Source organism: Ohtaekwangia sp., assembly GCF_036786105.1.
GTDB lineage: Bacteria > Bacteroidota > Bacteroidia > Cytophagales > Cyclobacteriaceae > Ohtaekwangia.
The window spans coordinates 37158-54824 of sequence record NZ_DAIQRQ010000017.1 but is presented as its reverse complement, the minus strand read 5'-3'; the positions used below and the strand labels follow the sequence as shown (position 1 = coordinate 54824).

Below are 17667 nucleotides of genomic sequence, written 5' to 3'. Positions count from 1 at the left end.
GTTTTTGAAGCCTATGCGAAATGTTGCTTGTACGGATCTGTAAGTGCTCGTCCGGCTGCGGACATTTAATGGGCGTTGTGGAACCTTCGCGATGTGTGTAGAGTTCTCTGAAGTATAAGTATCTTGCGATATGATTCAGAATGCGATTGTAGCCCTGGTGTTTCTGGCCGCTCTCTTTTATGTGGGGCGTATGCTTTATCGTAATCTTAAAGCCAAATCGGCATGCGAATCGGGTTGTGGTAAATGTGGTGCTGCTTCTTCGCTCGACTTTGCCAAGATTGAAAAGCAAATGAAAGAAAAGGGCTTCTGATCTATACCCACACTTTTGTACCTTCTGTACAATTTCTGCAAATCTCTATTTCGCTTCTCGACCGGAGCAACGCTGCTCTGAAATTCTGATAGTCTTTTCCTTTCCAGATCGATTCGAATGAATCTTTTGTGAGATCGCCCAACACATGGTGCGCATCTTTATCAAAACAACACGGCACTACTTTACCATCCCACGTAATCACACAACTGTGCCACATCTTCCAGCAATGATTATCAAGTCTGTTCTTGATGGTATATGTGCCATCATTCAACTTACGATAGCGCGAATATTTTTCCTGCAAGGGTATAAGATCAGAACCTTGTTCGTAATCATATATCTGCGCAGTCTTGAGCACTACCTGATCAACACCTAATTCTTTTGCAAGCGCATATACTTCGGGTATCTGATGTTCATTCGGCTTCACCACCAAAAACTGAAAGATAACGTGTGGCGTAAGCGATTTGAGTTTCTTTTTCCACGCCAGAATATTGCGTGTGCCTTCGATCACTTTATCCAGGCTTCCTCCTACTCGATAGGATTGATATGTATCCTGCGTGGTGCCGTCAATAGAAATAATCAGGCGATCTAAACCTGACGCTACGGTAAGCCGGGCATTTTCATCCTTCAGATAGTGTGCATTGGTTGATGTTGCCGTATATATCTTTCGTTCGGCTGCGTATTGCACCATGTCCAGAAATTGCGGATGCAAATACGGCTCGCCCTGAAAGTAAAAAGTAAGGTAACTAAGTGTAGGGGCAAGCTGATCGATCACTTGCTGAAACAACGGTTGCTGCAACATACCCGTAGGCCGTGTAAACGATCTGAGCCCGCTGGGGCACTCGGGGCAACGCAGGTTACACGAAGTAGTCGGTTCAAACGATATGCTGACAGGCATGCCCTGAATAACCGCAGATCCTGTGTATTGCGACCAGTGATAGCTGGAAAATATCTGCGCTGCGTTCCACATCCGCCTGGATGTAAGGCCGGAGGCAAAATTCAACTGATCTTTCCACGCACGCATCATGATGGTGCAAGATACTGTCCAAAAGTATCGGTTGGATTATGGTAATGTGGTTATCTTTCGAAATTCATTTATGGCTTTGAAAACCACTCGTTTCCTCATGAAAAAATTTCTGTTCCTGCTCTTTTGTATCCCATCTGTTATCTGTGCACAATCCCGGCTCTCCGACCAGGCTGTTATTTCGGTAATTACTTTCGGGCCGTGGCAGGGAGAATTATACTCGGCTTTCGGGCACAGCGCTTTCCGTGTGTACGATCCGGCACAACAGATTGATGAGGCGTATAACTACGGTGTTTTCAATTTTAATCAACCTAATTTTTACATCAACTTTGCCCGTGGATACATGTACTATCAACTGGGTGTTTTTGAATATCCGAGATTCCGCGATGTGTATATATACTACAACCGCTATATCCACGAGCAAGTGCTCAACCTCACGCCTGCTCAAAAACAGAAAGTATACGAGTACCTGCAATGGAACGCATTGCCTGAGAACGAGCAATACCGCTACGATTATTTCTTTGATAACTGTGCCACTAAAATGCCGGGCGTCATTCTGCGCACGCTGGGTGACAGTGTAAAGTTTGATGGCACATATATAAAAACATCTTACAGCATTCGCGAACTTACCGATCTGTACCTTGCCAAACAACCCTGGGGCGATTTGGGCATCGATGTGTGCCTCGGCTCTGAGATAGACCGTAAAGCTTCGCCTTATGAGTATATGTTTCTACCCGATTATGTTGAATCAGGATTCGATCATGCCACGATCACACACAACGGTATACCGGTGCCTTTGGTGAAAGAGAAACGCATTGTATATGAATCCCGACCAGAAGATGATCCGAAGGGATTGCCACATCCGTTGTATGTTTTTTCGGCCGTTGCACTTATAGCCATTATCCTTACATTGATAGACTGGAGACGAAAGAAGCTATCAACCTGGTTTGATGCTATGGTATTTACCGCCACCGGCCTTATCGGGTTATTGCTGATCTTTCTGTGGTTTGCTACAGATCACAAATCGTCTTATAATTATAATATACTGTGGGCATTACCAACCAATATTGTTGCTGCTATAGCATTGATACGCCAGCCCGGCTGGTTGAAAAAGTATAGCCTGATAGTCGGTATAATTTCTGTAATCACTTTACTGGTGTGGCCCTTCCTGCCCCAGAAATTAAACATTTCGCTCATACCGATCGTAGTGACCATCGCCTGTCGCGCGCTGATTCGCTATAGATTACAGAAGGCTTCGTAAACTAAAGCACGGTTGCAGTCCCTCGTTATCGCCTGAAACTTGCAACGATAGCGAGACCAGCTACAGGGCTGAAAACATTCATAGAGGTCTTTATATAAAATAAAAACGACAGGCGGTAGATTATACTGCCTGCCGTTCCAGTAATTTCTTACTTTTTATAGATGGATTGGCCTGTTATCGGTAGCAGCAAGACATGCTTCCTTCACGGCCTCCATATAGGTAGGGTGTGCATGCGACATGCGCGCTACATCTTCTGCCGATGCCCGGAATTCCATTGCGGTTACACCGGCAGCGATCATATCAGCAGCGCGGGCACCTATAATATGCACTCCTAATATTTCATCCGTCTGTTTATCGGCCAGTACTTTTACTAATCCATCGGTATCCATGCTGGCGCGGGCGCGACCCAGTGCTTTATAGGGGAAGCTTCCTGCTTTATACGCTCTGCCTGCCTGTTTCAATTGCTCTTCAGTATATCCTACGCTGGCTACTTCCGGCCAGGTATATACTACACCGGGAATAAGCAGATAATTTACGTGTGGCTTCTGGCCGGCAAGCTGCTCGGCTACATATACTCCTTCTTCCTCCGCTTTGTGTGCAAGCATAGCACCACGCACCACATCGCCAATGGCATATATATTATCCACTTTTGTTTTCAGGTGGTCATCTACCGGAATCTGTCCTTTCACCGTTTCAATACCCACTTTCTCCAGGCCAAGGCCATCGGTATAGGGTCTGCGTCCTATGCTTACCAGGCAGTAGTCGCCTTTCAATTCCAGTGCATTGCCACCATTTTTCGGCTCCGCTTTTACGATTACCTCGTTGCCGGTGTTTTCAACAGCAGTAACTTTATGACCAAGGTATATATCCATGCCCATCTTCTTTGCCACGCGCTGAAGCTCTTTGCCCATCGTACCATCCATGGTAGGAATAAGACTATCGAGAAATTCAACTACCGTTACCTTGGAACCGATACGCGCATATACAGAACCCAGCTCCATACCAATTACACCTCCGCCAATCACAATCAGGTGCTTCGGTACTTCTTTCAATTCGAGGGCTTCGGTACTGGATATGATTCTTTTTTTATCGAATGCAGCAAATGGAAGCGGTGTGGGCTTGGAGCCGGTTGCTATAATTACCTTATCGGCAGTAAGCGTGGTTTCTTTACCATCTTTCGCTGTTACCTTGATCGTGTTTTTGTCAACAAATGATCCTGTGCCTTTGTGAACATCGATCTTGTTCTTTTTCATCAGAAAAGCGATACCATCTACATTGGATTTCACCACATCGCCTTTCCGCTTTATCATTTGCGTAAAGTTTACTTTCGGTGTCGGTATATCTATACCATGCTCGGCAAAATGCTCTTTTGCATTCGCAAAATGCTCGGAAGAATCGAGCAATGCTTTCGAAGGTATACATCCTACATTCAGACAAGTACCTCCCAATGTATCATATTTCTCAATGATGGCTGTTTTAAATCCAAGTTGAGCAGAACGGATCGCTGCTACATATCCACCAGGGCCGGAGCCAATAACAATGACGTTGTATTGCATATAAGATCAGTAAAAATTATAATTCCAAAAATTTATAAACTACACGTATGGAGATTCCACCGGTTATGCTGTTGCTATTGGGTATACCATCGCGGTCGCCAGCCGATTGAACATAACCTGCACCGGGAACATAATATACCGGGAAAAGCTTTTCATCAGGCTTTGTTATAACATAGTTAATCCGTACCTGAAAGTTAAACGAAAATCGCTCCGAGATAGGCAGTGTATAGTTGGGCTGAAACTCCAGTATATAAAGTTTGTTCCGTTGCTTCTTTATCTCCGTCAGGTCACCATAGTTATCGCCGGCAAATGTTATTGTGCCCGTCTCTGTAAAATCGCTGTATATCAATGCGCCCTGCAGGTTAAAGTCATTAAAGCGTGTGCGATGGCTGCCTACAAATTGCCCTATACCAATGCGATAGTAACGACCTGTATTGGCATAGGCAACGTTCGAGTATAGCTTGTCTTTGCGGATGTCGTTAAACCCTACAGCAAGATCAATAACGGTATGTTCGCTGGTTTTGTAAATGAGGGATGGTTCGAATACATATCCACGATTGTATACCAACGGAAATGTGCGCATCAGATCAACACCGAGAAAAAAACGATGTGTATCATACGATCGTTGCGGCTCACCCTGCGAGGATGGTTGCTCCTGTGCTCTCGTTACAATCACAGCAGACAGAAAAACCGATACCAGCAGCAGTCGCTTAATCATTGATGTTAATATCTAGTTGCTCGTTATACAGTTCAGACGAAACCGAAGCACTTGTAAAGGTTGTTGGTTTTACAATGGCGAAGTCATCAAAGAAGATTCGGAAACCACAACGAACCGATTCCATCTTTACCGTGCGGCTATAGTGAAGCGTAAGCGTATCCGTTTTGTCAGTCGCTTCAAAGATCACCACAGTAGAATCATCTTTAATAGACATCGGAATCGAGATCCATTGCGGATTATCGAACGGAGCCCGAAGCTTCAATTTACCATGAAGACCATAGATCGTTTTGTAATTGTGCGAATTGCTGAAATGGATGGAGAGATTGGGTTCGCTATCGGATTCACAATCATCTACACAGCCTGAATATGTAAAAAGACATGAGATACAAATTATACTGAGCAGTACCCGGAACAATTTATACTTCATGTCTTTTGTTTTTGTCAAGATAAGAAATGGTTGATTATACTCCCAGTATCAGTCTTCCCGGATCTTCCAGTAACTCTTTTACGCGCACCAGGAAGCTCACAGACTCGCGGCCGTCAATAATGCGGTGATCGTATGATAAAGCTACATACATGATCGGGCGAACTACAACCTCACCATTCTTCACTACCGGACGCTCCACAATGTTGTGCATACCCAGGATGGCAGACTGCGGAGGGTTGATGATCGGCGTTGAAAGCATGGAACCAAACACACCACCGTTGGTGATAGAGAATGTACCACCCGTCATCTCTTCGATAGAAAGTTTACCATCGCGTCCGCGTGTTGCCAGACGTATCACTTCACTTTCAATCTGGTTGAACGACAGTGATTCTGCATTTCGAATTACCGGCACTACCAAACCTCTCGGTGTAGAAACGGCTATCGACACATCGCAATAGTCGTGGTATACAATTTCATCTTTATCGATCGATGCATTTACGGCAGGGAAATCTTTCAAAGCTACGCAAATGGCTTTGGTAAAGAACGACATGAAGCCAAGACCCACACCATACTTTTCCTTAAACTGATCTTTATACTTGGAACGGAGGTCCATTACCGGCTTCATATCCACCTCATTGAACGTGGTGAGCATAGCCGTTTCATTCTTCACAGATACGAGGCGCTTCGCAATGGTTTTACGCAGCGAAGTCATTTTTTCTCTGCGCTCACCGCGATTACCACCGGTTGCAATTACCGGAGGCGCTGATGGTGCCTGGGGCTTAGACTCGGCTGCTTTTGCCGGTGTACTCTGCGCTTTCTGCGCATCTTCTTTGGTAATTCTTCCGCCTACACCAGAACCCTGCACCTGGCCTGGGGTTATTCCTTTTTCATCCAGAATTTTAGCAGCGGCAGGTGAAGGATGTCCCGCTGCGTATGTTTTATCACCAGCACCTGCTGTGGCAATAGCGGCTGCAGGTGTAGCCGTTTCCTGTTTTACGGGTGCACCTTCTGCTACTTCAATGCGACAGATCAAACCACCGATAGGAAGTGTTTCTTTTTCTTTCGCTACTATGCGAAGTATACCGCTGGCTTCTGCTGGAAGCTCGAATGTTGCTTTGTCTGATTCTACTTCTGCAATGATATCGTCTACGTTTACAAAGTCGCCATCTTTCTTCAGCCAGGTAGAGATCGTTACTTCCGTAATCGATTCACCTACTGCAGGCACTTTCATTTCTTTTACACCACCGGTTGCCTTTGGAGCAGCGGCAGGTGCGGATGCAGCGGGTGCAGGCGTAGCAGCAGGTTTTGCAGCAGCAGCCTGTCCGTTGGATTCGATCTCTGCGATTACATCACCAATCGGTACAGTAGTGCCTTGTTGCTTTACGATCTTAAGAACACCAGCACTTTGCGCCGTCAGTTCAAAGGTTGCTTTATCGGACTCAAGCTCAGCGATCACCTCATCAAGCTGAACGGTGTCACCATCTTTCTTTAACCAGTTTGCTATTGTTACTTCAGAGATCGACTCGCCTACTGCGGGTACTTTTATCTGTAATGCCATTCAATTATAAATTTAGATTTATGGGATTGTCAAATCATATTCAGTGTCGGGATTGCACAATCAAGTTATTCTTTCCCATGCAAATCTCAACACTTTATACTTTTATCGGTTCGTTAAATTTCAAAAGCTTTATTCACAAGCTTTTCCTGTTCAACCTTATGTACCTTGAGGTATCCTGTAGCCGGCGATGCGCTGGCCTTGCGTGATACAAACTCCAGATCATATTTCGGCATCATGCGCACAATGTATGAATATGCTCCCATGTTGGCAGGCTCTTCCTGTGCCCATACCAGTTTGGCATCTTTATACTTCTTGAGCACTGCTTTCAACTGTTTTTCAGGGAATGGATGAAGCTGCTCGAGACGTACAATCGCGGTATCTTTTGTTTTTCTCTTTTGTTGTGCTTCAACCAGATCGTAGTAGATTTTGCCGCTGCAGAGAATTACACGGTTAACATCTTTCGCTGTTACAGTGCTATCATCCAGCACTTCCGAGAATGAACCCGAGGTGAAATCTTTCAGAGGAGAAATAACAGCCGGGTGACGCAACAATGACTTCGGCGAGAACACAATACAAGGTTTACGGAACTGCCATGCCACCTGTCTTCTCAATAAGTGGAAGAAGTTTGCCGGTGTAGTAGGGTTCGTAATCACCATATTGTATTCAGCAGCCAGTTGCAGGAATCGCTCCGGACGGCAGCTTGAGTGCTCTGGTCCCTGACCTTCGTAGCCGTGTGGCAGCAACATTACCAAACCATTCATCCGTTGCCATTTTGATTCGGCGCTGGACAGAAATTGGTCGATAATTACCTGCGCTCCATTTACGAAGTCACCAAACTGCGCTTCCCACAACACCAATGCTGTAGGCGATGACATGGCATAACCATATTCAAAACCCAATACACCAAATTCAGAAAGCAGTGAGTTATAGATGTGGAATTTTGCCTGGCTCTTATCAAGATTATTCAGGCCGCAATACGGCTCGTTGGTGTTCGCATCGAAGAAGTAAGCATGACGGTGTGAGAACGTGCCGCGCTTTACGTCCTGACCAGACATACGCACCGGAGTTTTTTCCAGTAGCAATGATCCGTATGCCAGCAACTCAGCCTCTGCCCAGCCCAATACCTTATCTTCGAAGAAAGCGGTCGTTCTGTCTTTCAGCAATTTTTCAATCTGCTTCAGTGGCTTGAAGCCTTCTGGTATATTAATCAGGGCTTTACCAACTTTCTCAATCACACTTTCTTTTACACCTGTTTCCGGAGATTTGTCGAAATCTTCCGGTTTCGCCCAGCGCATTTGCTCCCACTCCTCCTCAATCTTCTGTGGCTTATAGGGAAGTGGCTTTTGTTTTACTTCGTTGAGTCTGTCCTGAAGCTGATTACGGAAATTCTTATCCATTTCATCTGCCAGAGCAGCATCTACATCGCCACGTTCAATAAGCTTCTTCACATAGATCTCGCGAGGATTCGGATGCTTCGCGATGATGTTATATAGTTTAGGCTGTGTGAATTTCGGCTCATCACTTTCGTTGTGCCCATGTCTTCTGTAGCACAGCAGATCGATGAAGATATCCTTTCCGAACTTCATGCGATACTCTACCGCCAGCTTGGAGGCAAAGCTAACCGCTTCGGCATCATCGCCATTTACGTGCAGTACAGGAGCATCTACGATCTTTGCTATATCAGTACAATATATACTGGTACGGGCATCATCATAATCGGTGGTGAAACCAACCTGGTTGTTAATCACAAAGTGAATGGTACCACCCGTGGTATAGCCTGGCAATCCGGACATCTGTACAACTTCATATACTATACCCTGACCTGCCACAGCAGCATCGCCGTGAATGAGGATCGCCATACCTTTGGAGAGTTCTCCTTTATATTCATCATCGATCTGCCCGCGCGTATAACCCAACACCAGCGGATCTACTGCTTCCAGGTGCGAAGGGTTCGGTGTAAGCTTTACATATATCTTTTTACCAGAAGGTGTATTGATGTGGCTTGAATAGCCCAGGTGGTATTTCACATCACCATCACCCATGGTAAGGTTCTCAGGGCTTACGTTTCCTTCAAATTCAGTAAAGATCTGCTCGTAGGTTTTACCCAGAATGTTGGCCAGTACGTTGAGGCGGCCGCGGTGTGCCATACCGATTACCACTTCTTTTACATCCAGCTCGGCAGCTACATTAATAATAGTGTTGAGGGCTGGTATAGTGTTTTCTCCTCCTTCGAGAGAAAAGCGTTTCTGCCCAAGGAATTTTGTATGCAGGAAGTTCTCGAATACAACCGCTTCATTAAGTTTGTTGAGTATTCTTTTCTTCTCATCCTGTGCCGGGTTGTAAGCATAGTACTCCTTCTCAATCTTATGATACAGCCACGCGCGAATGTCATCATTACGGATAAAGTTATGCTCGAAGCCAATCGTTCCGAGGTACACTGTATTCAGTCTTTCGATGATTTTGCGCAGTGTAGTGCGCGGCATGCCGATCTCAGCAGCCACATCAAACTCGGTGTCAAGATCAGCATCGGTAAGACCTACGCTTTTGTGATCGAGATTTACGTTGTGATTTCTTCTTTCGCGCACCGGGTTGGTATTCGATTTCAAATGACCAAACGAGCGATATTGAAAGATCAGGTTGCGAACCTGTGTTTCTTTAATAGAGAGGGAATCCGTTACCGGAGCACCGTTACCGTTTGCCGGCTTATCGCCATAGCGCTGTTGAGAGAAATCAAATCCCTCAAAGAACTTTTGCCAGGTGAGGTCAACAGAGGCAGGATCATTTTTATAATTTTGATACAGTTGGTCGACATAGCCAACGTCTGCATTGGAGATGTATGAATATTTGTCCATGATTTTATAGAAAGTGAACAAATGTAGAGAAGGCATTAATTATAAAAAAACTGGTAAATCGCGTAGGCAATTATTTGTTCGTTTCAAAGCTTTGCAAAACAAAGAAAGGCACTCACAGGGGATGTGCAGTGCCTTTTGTCCGCTGGAACGGGAAAGCTTATCAGGTTTTATAGAATGGATTGGCTCGCCTGAATGAATTCAGCTTTGTCTGTTTAAACTTTAAAGGGCTCATAATCGCGGTTTATCTTTCATGTCACCTCCGTGTTTGTATTTATGTATCATAATTTGATGTAATAATAATGCAATACGCCAAATTTTCACGCTTTACGCGCTTAAAAATCACACACACATTCCTGTCAGTTATGTAAGATGCGATCTAATTTTGCGCCATGGCATTGCATATAGGACGGGAAATTGAAACCCGATACAAAGAATCTGGCCTTAAGCTTTCAGAATTTGCTAAAAGGCTAAACACAAGCTCACGTAATGTTTATGACATTTTTGAACGAAGTGAGATTAAAACAGACCAGCTTGAAAGAATCAGTAAAGTGCTGAATTTTGATTTTTTCTCGCTTTTTCAAACGAGTGGCGTTCAGGAACCGCTTTTATCGTATGCCAACCGTAAAGAAAAAAGCAACACAATTTCTGTTGTTGTAGAACTGGATGGCCAGGAAAGCACATTGAACCAGTGGTTCCAGAAGTTATCGGCTATTAATAAAGCCATGCACTAAAAGCTGGCAGTTTGTACCTAAGAAATGACCGGGGCGATTGCCGGGCCAAAAAAATCCATTAACTTTGCGACCTTTAAAAATCGGGACGAGTTCCACAATTTTAAAATTCTAACAAAGAAATGGTTAAAATCAGATTGGCCCGCAGAGGCCGCAAGAAACTGGCGATGTTCGATGTAGTCGTTGCTGACGCCAGAGCTCCACGCGATGGACGGTTCATTGAAAAGATCGGTACATACAATCCGCTCACAAACCCTGCTACGATTGACCTTAAGGACGATCGCGCTTTTCATTGGGTAATGAACGGTGCGCAACCGAGCGACACGGTAAAAGCTATGCTTTCATACCGTGGTATTCTTCTGAAGAAACACCTCCAGATCGGTGTTCTCAAAGGCGCCCTTACTCAAGAGCAGGCAGATGCCAAATTAGCTGACTGGCTGAAAGGTAAGGATGCTAAGATCGAAGAGAAACGCAGCAAGCTTTCACAAGCCAAACAAGCTGATCTCAAAGCTCGTAAAGAAGCAGAAACAAAAGTTAAAGAAGCCCGTGCTGAAGCTATTCGCAAGAAAGCTGAAGCTGCTGCTTCTGCCGCAGCCGCTGCTCCTGCAGCAGAAGGCGAAGCTCCTGCAACGGAAGAACAGCAGGCTTAAGAAACCTGAAATTAATGTATGTGCCGGTTCTGAACCTTTCAGGACCGGCATTTATTTTTATATATACCAACCATGAATATTGACGCCTGCTATAAGATCGGATTGGTTCTGAAACCTCACGGGCTAAAAGGAGAAGTAACTGTTTCCATTGATGCAGATATTCCCAACGACTTTGCAACATTAGATGCTGTGTTCCTGGCAAACCAGGAGCGGCTGGTGCCTTATTTTATTCAGCACGTATCGGTGCGCGATGCCAAGGCATTTGTAAAGTTTGAAGATGTTGATACCCCGGAAGAAGCAGCAAAAATTTCCAAACTGGCTATATATCTTCCAAAGACTGCACGACCTAAATCTACGCGGGGAGAATTTTATGACGATGAGGTGGTAGATTTTGAAGTGATTGATCAAACGCTGGGAGTCCTGGGCCTTGTAACGGAAGTTATGCAGGCCGGAGCCAACCGGTTGCTGGTATTGATGCATCATGAAAAAGAAGTGCTGATACCCATCAACAGTCCGTTCATCATCAGTGTGAATAAGTCTAAAAAGAAGATCAGTGTCGATCTTCCTGAAGGTTTTTTGGATATTTGACGAGCAGATTCGTCTATACTATATATAGTCATGCACATCGACATTATTACAACATTGCCGCGATTGATTGAGAGCCCGTTCTCGGATTCTATTTTAAAGAGAGCCCAGGCAAAAGGTCTTGTTACAGTAAATGTTATAGACCTGCGACAGTATTCTACCAACAAGCATCGCACTACTGATGATTATGCTTTTGGTGGCGGTGCCGGTATGGTAATGATGATCGAGCCTATAGACAATTGTATTACAGATCTTAAATCACAGCGTAGCTACGATGACATTATCTATATGAGTCCGGATGGCCAGCGTTTTTCGCAGGCTATTGCGAATGAACTGAGTCTAAAGAAGAACCTGATCATTCTCTGCGGGCACTACAAAGGCGTGGATGAGCGAGTACGCGAGCACCTGATCACCCGCGAGATCAGCATTGGTGATTATGTTCTGTCGGGTGGAGAACTGGCAGCAGCTGTGGTGTCAGACGCGGTGATCCGGCTTCTCCCGGGCGTGCTCTCGGACGAGACTTCTGCACTAAGCGATTCGTTTCAGGATAATCTTATTGCTCCACCCGTATATACACGGCCTGCAGAATACAAGGGCTGGAAGGTGCCGGATGTGCTGCTGTCGGGCCATTCATCTAAAATTGAAGAGTGGCGTCACGATAAATCACTGGAACGAACACGCCAGCGCAGACCGGAATTGTTGCAATAGGCTCAAAATTCAAAGCTTTGATAATTAATCGCGTAAATCTTCTGGCAGACTTCTGAATTTCTCAATTCTTTCCATACATTTGCAGTCCATTTTCAAAACCATCGAGTTATGGCAGACTTAATTAAAGTAGTTGAGCAGGAATTTGCTAAAGTTCGTGAATCTCTTCCCAGCTTCAATCCTGGTGATACGATCAACGTTCACGTGAAAATAAAAGAAGGTAACAAAGAACGTGTGCAGCAATTCCAGGGCACTGTAATTCAACGCAGAGGAACCGGTACAAACGGCGAGACTTTCACAGTGCGTAAAGTATCTAACGGTGTAGGTGTAGAGCGTATCTTCCCGATCGTATCTCCCACTATCGATAAAATTGAATTGATCAAGCAAGGTAAAGTTCGCAGAGCGAAACTGTACTATATGAAAGGCCGTCAAGGTAAGGCTGCCCGTATCAAAGAAAAACTCTAAGCGTTACCGCGCTCAAAAGTATAGAAGGCCATTCCGAATTTCGGGATGGCTTTTTCCATTTTTACCGTTTAATCTTTGGAGCCAACAAGTGATTGAACATCGAAAAATTGGTATACATCTGTGGCCGGGAAATATTTTTTTCAAATCTAATACGATTGCAAAGCCGGTAAAACCGCGAAATTTGCGCGGGTTAGCATACAATTAAATAATTGATAACTTTGTCCCCGCTCATTAAAAACCGTAACCAGACCAATAATTCAGAATTATGGCAAAGAACATTGCAGAGCTTTTGGGCAAAGACGCAGATTACCTGTTGAAGCACCAGAGCAAAACCATTTCAAAAGATCGGCTTCACCTTCCCAATCCGAATTTTGTAGACAACATCTTCGCACAGTCGAACCGCTCACCTCAAGTATTAAGAAGTCTCCAGCAATTATATGGAACAGGACGTCTTGCCAACACAGGCTTCCTTTCTATCCTCCCGATCGATCAAGGTATCGAGCACAGTGCCGGAGCATCCTTTGCTAAAAACCCTGACTACTTCGATCCTGAAAATATTGTAAAGCTTGCTATCGAAGGTGGCTGCAATGCAGTGGCTACTACCTATGGTGCACTGGCTTTGATGTCGAGAAAGTATGCTCACCGCATTCCTTTCATCGTAAAGATCAATCACAATGAATTGCTGACTTATCCTAACAAGGCTGACGAGATCATGTTCGGCTCTGTAGAAGACGCATGGAATCTGGGTGCTGTTGCTGTAGGCGCAACCATCTACTTTGGTTCTGAAAATGCTACACGCCAGATTCAGGAAGTTTCTGCAGCATTCGAGCAAGCCCGTAAGTTAGGTCTGGCTACCATCCTGTGGTGCTATACCCGCAACAACGCTTTCAAACAAGGTGGTGTTGATTATCACGTATCAGCTGACCTTACCGGCCAGGCGAACCACCTGGGTGTAACGATTCAGGCAGACATCATCAAGCAAAAGCTTGCCGAGAACAACGGTGGCTACAAAGCATTGAACACCGGCGGAAGCAGCTATGGTAAACTCGATGAGAGAATCTATAGCGAGCTTACTTCTGAGCACCCTATCGATCTGTGCCGCTACCAGGTTGCTAACTGCTTCATGGGGCGCGCAGGCTTGATCAGCTCTGGTGGCGAATCTAAAGGAGCAAGCGACCTGGCAGATGCAGTACGCACCGCCGTTATTAACAAACGCGCAGGTGGTATGGGCCTGATCTCCGGAAGAAAAGCATTCCAGCGTCCATTGAAAGAAGGTGTAGAAATCCTGAACGCTATTCAGGATGTATACCTCGATAAATCGGTTGACGTAGCATAATTGACGAACGTAACAGGCCGATGTATCAGCTTCGATACATCGGCTTTATTTTTTACCAAAATATTTACCCCATGGCTTGGTTCAAACGCAGTGATAAAGGTATAGTAACACCCACGGAATCGAAACGTGAGGTGCCTGATGGACTTTGGTTTAAATCGCCTGCCGGCAAGATCATTCATACCCGTGAATTGAAGAGCAACGCTTACGTTGTGCCGGAAGAAGATTACCACGTGCGCATTGGCTCGGAAGAATACTTTGAAGTATTGTTTGACGACAACAAGTTCACCGAACTGGATGAGAACATGGAGTCGGCCGACCCGCTGAAATTCAAAGACACTAAACCTTATCCGAAGCGTATCAAAGAATCGCAGGAAAAGTCGGGATTGAAAGATGCTGTGCGCACCGCGTATGGTAAATTGAATGGTCTGGATATCACTATCGCGTGTATGGACTTTACCTTCATCGGAGGATCGATGGGTTCTGTGGTGGGAGAAAAAATTGCCCGTGCCATGGATCACAGCCTCAAGAACAAAAAGCCTTTCCTGATGATATCGCGCTCTGGTGGTGCCCGTATGATGGAAGCCGGCTTGTCGCTGATGCAGATGGCCAAGACTTCCGCCAAGATTGCTCAACTTGACGCTGCAAAGGTTCCCTATATATCGTTGCTTACCGACCCTACTACCGGGGGTGTAACAGCATCGTATGCTATGCTGGGTGATTTTAATATTGCAGAACCCGGTTCACTGATTGGTTTTGCCGGTCCGCGCGTTATTCGTGAAACGATCGGTAAAGATCTGCCAAAAGGATTTCAAAGTGCCGAGTTCGTGCTCGACCACGGTTTCCTCGATTTCATTGTTGATCGCCGTAATTTGAAAAGCAGACTTTCGTCGCTGCTCAAAATGCTGCAGTAACATTTATCAATATACTTGACTAAAAGATCGCCCGCACACCGGGTGATTTTTTTTGTGCTTATTCAGACTTGCAGCGATACCTATCACGTTACGTACGGTATTGCTTTTTCCAGATTTACCGAAGAAATTAAAGGCATGCTACAAAATTATCTTCGTGTTGCCCTTCGCAGCCTCATCAAACAAAAGATCTATACCATTATCAATGTATTGGGTCTTTCCATTGGTATTGCCAGTTGCCTGCTCATCGTGATCTTTGTTACGAATGAGTTCTCGTACGATTCATTTCACGCGAACGCCCGCAACATATACAAGGTTAGTCTCGAACGAAAATATCCGAATCACTTTACTAACTATGCCGTTATTCCGCATTCATACGCGGATGTAATGCAGCGCGATTTTCCGGAGGTCTCCGGTGTGATCAAAATGGGCGGGCCGATCAATCAGGTAGTCGTAAACTATAAAGATGCGCATAATGATGTAAAGCAATTTGAAGAAAACTTTGTGATGGCAGCAGACTCCAACTTCTTTACCTTCTTCAGCCTGAAATTATTAAAGGGTGATCCGAAGAAAGTGCTGATCAACACAAACGATGTTGTTGTTACGGAAGAAACAGCACATCGTTATTTTGGTAATGATGATGCTGTTGGAAAAACACTTAGCATGTTCAATCAGGATTATCACGTTACTGGTGTATGCGAGAATATTCCGCACAACTCGCACTTCAAATTCGATTTTCTTTTCAAGTGGGATGATAACTTCTTTGGCAACGGCCAGCGCGACAACTTCACAAGTTTCTCCGCGCATGTATATATTCAGGTGAAGCCCGGAACAGATGTTAAAGCCCTGGAAGCAAAGTTTCCAAAAATGGTTGATACATACGCTGCCGCACAGATCGAGCATGACCTTGGCAAATCGTGGGTTGACTATAAACGTGAAGGCAATGATTATCGCTACTTCCTGCAACCACTCACTTCTATACATCTAGATCCACGCAACATTGAAGCCAAGATGCAGCCGGGAGGAAATATACACTATATATACTTTCTCATCGCGGTAGCAGTTCTTATACTTGTTATTGCCTGCATCAATTTTATGAACCTGGCTACGGCCCGCTCAACGGAACGTGCCCGCGAAGTTGGCGTACGCAAAGCGATGGGCTCATTAAAGGCTCAGCTTGTTACGCAATTCCTGGTAGAGTCTGTTGTGCTGAGTATATTTGCCACCGTACTAGCACTTGGAATAGCATTGCTGGTATTGCCTTCTTTCAACGTCCTGGTTGATAAACATCTTTCGCTCGACCTTACGGGTATACTTCCAATAATACTAATGGGCATTGCTTTACTTGTTGGATTCTTAGCGGGCAGCTATCCTGCGTTTGCCTTATCATCATTCAATCCTGTTCTGGTAATGAAAGGTAATTTTAGTGGCACGGCCAAAGGGTCGTGGCTGCGCAATGGGTTGGTGGTTTTCCAATTCTTTATCTCGATCATCCTGATCGTGGGCACACTAGTAGTAGCGGAGCAAATGAGGTATATGCAAAACAAGTCGCTTGGCTACAATAAAGAACAGTTGCTGATTGTAGAACGTGCGGGTGCGCTACAAGGCAAAGCCAAAACCTATATTGAAGAGATGCGCCGCACCGCCGATGTTGAAAAAGCAGCAGGCAGCTTTGCACTACTGGGCAGACAGGGCGATTTCTTCGGAGCGCAATTTACCCCCGAAGGTTCTTCTGAAATACTTACCACAAAAGCGATGGGTATAGATGATTACTTTTCGGAAACCGTAGGATTCGATTTTGTAAAAGGCCACAGCTTTGCGCCCGAAACCAACGATTCACTTTCCATTATACTCAATGAAACTGCTGTAAGAACATTAGGCATCGCTGATCCCATCGGCAAAAAACTTTCGCAAGTGCAACGCAGACAAACGGGAAATGTAACGGTGCAGTATACCATTATCGGCATCATTAAAGATTTCAACTTTCAATCGCTGCGCGACCCGGTTACACCCTTGGCTATACTAAGCAATGAAGGATTGGGTGGCGGTGCCGGCTATGTATACTTGCGTGTGAAAGGTAAAAATGCATCGGGTGTAATACACGCTGCGGAAGCTGTGTGGAAAACGCTCGTTCCTGATCAGCCCTTCAAGTATCAATTCCTCGATCAGAATCTCACCGCTCAATATGAATCTGAAAAACGTGCAGGCACCGTGTTTGGTATATTTTCAGGACTTGCCATTGCTATAGCCTGTGTTGGTTTGTTTGGCCTTGCAGCCTATACAGCTAGCCTGCGCACAAAAGAAATTGGTATACGCAAAGTATTGGGTGCATCGGCAGGTAGTATTGTTATATTGCTGTCGCGGGATTTTACGAGGCTTATATTCCTTGCATTTATACTGGCCACACCGCTGGCCTGGTATATTATGAACAACTGGCTGGAAGGTTTTGCCTATCGCATCGAGCTCGGTATAGGAGTATTTATACTGGCAGGTGCCACAGCCTTGATTATTGCCTGGCTTACGGTAAGCTATCAGTCCATCAAAGCTGCACTTGTAAATCCGGTAAAGTCGTTGAAGAGCGAATAGC

16 protein-coding genes are annotated in these 17667 nt (G+C 45.1%); 10 read left to right on the top strand and 6 right to left on the bottom strand.

Annotated elements, in window-relative coordinates:
* Positions 1 to 130 precede the first annotated feature (130 nt).
* Positions 131 to 310, top strand: a complete 180-nt coding sequence (locus tag V7Q33_RS10090; protein WP_331983448.1) for a FeoB-associated Cys-rich membrane protein — start codon at positions 131 to 133, stop codon at positions 308 to 310.
* A gap of 1 nt (position 311) precedes the next feature.
* On the opposite strand, the gene V7Q33_RS10085 is transcribed toward V7Q33_RS10090, so the two are convergent.
* The gene (locus V7Q33_RS10085; RefSeq protein ID WP_331983450.1) at positions 312 to 1334 is read right to left on the bottom strand and encodes an SPASM domain-containing protein; all 1023 of its coding nucleotides are present in this window, start codon (positions 1332 to 1334) and stop codon (positions 312 to 314) included.
* A 97-nt stretch (positions 1335 to 1431) separates the two neighbouring features.
* Here V7Q33_RS10085 and V7Q33_RS10080 point away from each other — a divergent pair, with 97 nt between their 5' ends.
* The gene (locus tag V7Q33_RS10080) at positions 1432 to 2592 is read left to right on the top strand and encodes a lipoprotein N-acyltransferase Lnb domain-containing protein (RefSeq protein WP_331983452.1); all 1161 of its coding nucleotides are present in this window, start codon (positions 1432 to 1434) and stop codon (positions 2590 to 2592) included.
* 155 nt (positions 2593 to 2747) lie between these two features.
* Here V7Q33_RS10080 and lpdA read toward each other — a convergent pair whose 3' ends face one another.
* The 5 genes from lpdA to V7Q33_RS10055 form a co-directional block, all read right to left on the bottom strand.
* On the bottom strand, positions 2748 to 4148 hold the full coding sequence (gene lpdA, locus V7Q33_RS10075; RefSeq protein ID WP_331983454.1) for a dihydrolipoyl dehydrogenase: 1401 nt from the start codon (positions 4146 to 4148) through the stop codon (positions 2748 to 2750).
* Positions 4149 to 4164: 16 nt separating this feature from the next.
* Entirely contained in the window at positions 4165 to 4866 is a 702-nt protein-coding gene (locus V7Q33_RS10070; RefSeq protein WP_331983456.1) for a hypothetical protein, read from the bottom strand.
* A complete protein-coding gene (locus V7Q33_RS10065) occupies positions 4859 to 5311 on the bottom strand; it encodes a DUF6452 family protein (RefSeq protein WP_333819757.1) in 453 nt (150 codons plus the stop codon). The genes V7Q33_RS10070 and V7Q33_RS10065 overlap by 8 nt, the downstream gene beginning before the upstream one ends.
* A 16-nt stretch (positions 5312 to 5327) precedes the next feature.
* Entirely contained in the window at positions 5328 to 6851 is a 1524-nt protein-coding gene (gene odhB, locus V7Q33_RS10060) for a 2-oxoglutarate dehydrogenase complex dihydrolipoyllysine-residue succinyltransferase (protein WP_333819756.1), read from the bottom strand.
* A 113-nt stretch (positions 6852 to 6964) separates the two neighbouring features.
* Positions 6965 to 9703, bottom strand: coding sequence for a 2-oxoglutarate dehydrogenase E1 component (locus V7Q33_RS10055; RefSeq protein WP_333819755.1), 2739 nt, complete (start codon positions 9701 to 9703; stop codon positions 6965 to 6967).
* A 389-nt stretch (positions 9704 to 10092) separates the two neighbouring features.
* Between V7Q33_RS10055 and V7Q33_RS10050 the strand changes: the two genes are divergently transcribed.
* The 8 genes from V7Q33_RS10050 to V7Q33_RS10015 all read left to right on the top strand — a co-directional run bounded on the left by V7Q33_RS10050 (position 10093) and on the right by V7Q33_RS10015 (position 17666).
* A complete protein-coding gene (locus tag V7Q33_RS10050) occupies positions 10093 to 10434 on the top strand; it encodes a hypothetical protein (RefSeq protein ID WP_333819754.1) in 342 nt (113 codons plus the stop codon).
* A gap of 119 nt (positions 10435 to 10553) precedes the next feature.
* Entirely contained in the window at positions 10554 to 11081 is a 528-nt protein-coding gene (locus V7Q33_RS10045; protein WP_331981934.1) for a 30S ribosomal protein S16, read from the top strand.
* Positions 11082 to 11153: 72 nt separating this feature from the next.
* A complete protein-coding gene (gene rimM / locus V7Q33_RS10040) occupies positions 11154 to 11669 on the top strand; it encodes a ribosome maturation factor RimM (protein WP_331981931.1) in 516 nt (171 codons plus the stop codon).
* A 30-nt stretch (positions 11670 to 11699) separates the two neighbouring features.
* The gene (gene trmD / locus V7Q33_RS10035) at positions 11700 to 12374 is read left to right on the top strand and encodes a tRNA (guanosine(37)-N1)-methyltransferase TrmD (RefSeq protein WP_331981928.1); all 675 of its coding nucleotides are present in this window, start codon (positions 11700 to 11702) and stop codon (positions 12372 to 12374) included.
* A gap of 108 nt (positions 12375 to 12482) precedes the next feature.
* Positions 12483 to 12836: a 50S ribosomal protein L19 gene (gene rplS / locus V7Q33_RS10030; protein ID WP_331981925.1), complete on the top strand. Its 354-nt coding sequence runs from the start codon at positions 12483 to 12485 to the stop codon at positions 12834 to 12836.
* A 265-nt stretch (positions 12837 to 13101) separates the two neighbouring features.
* Complete coding sequence (locus tag V7Q33_RS10025) at positions 13102 to 14172, top strand: class I fructose-bisphosphate aldolase (protein ID WP_331981922.1); 1071 nt, start codon at positions 13102 to 13104, stop codon at positions 14170 to 14172.
* Positions 14173 to 14243: 71 nt separating this feature from the next.
* Complete coding sequence (accD, locus tag V7Q33_RS10020; RefSeq protein ID WP_331981919.1) at positions 14244 to 15083, top strand: acetyl-CoA carboxylase, carboxyltransferase subunit beta; 840 nt, start codon at positions 14244 to 14246, stop codon at positions 15081 to 15083.
* Positions 15084 to 15218: 135 nt separating this feature from the next.
* Positions 15219 to 17666, top strand: coding sequence for an ABC transporter permease (locus V7Q33_RS10015; protein ID WP_333819753.1), 2448 nt, complete (start codon positions 15219 to 15221; stop codon positions 17664 to 17666).
* Position 17667: the final 1 nt, after the last annotated feature.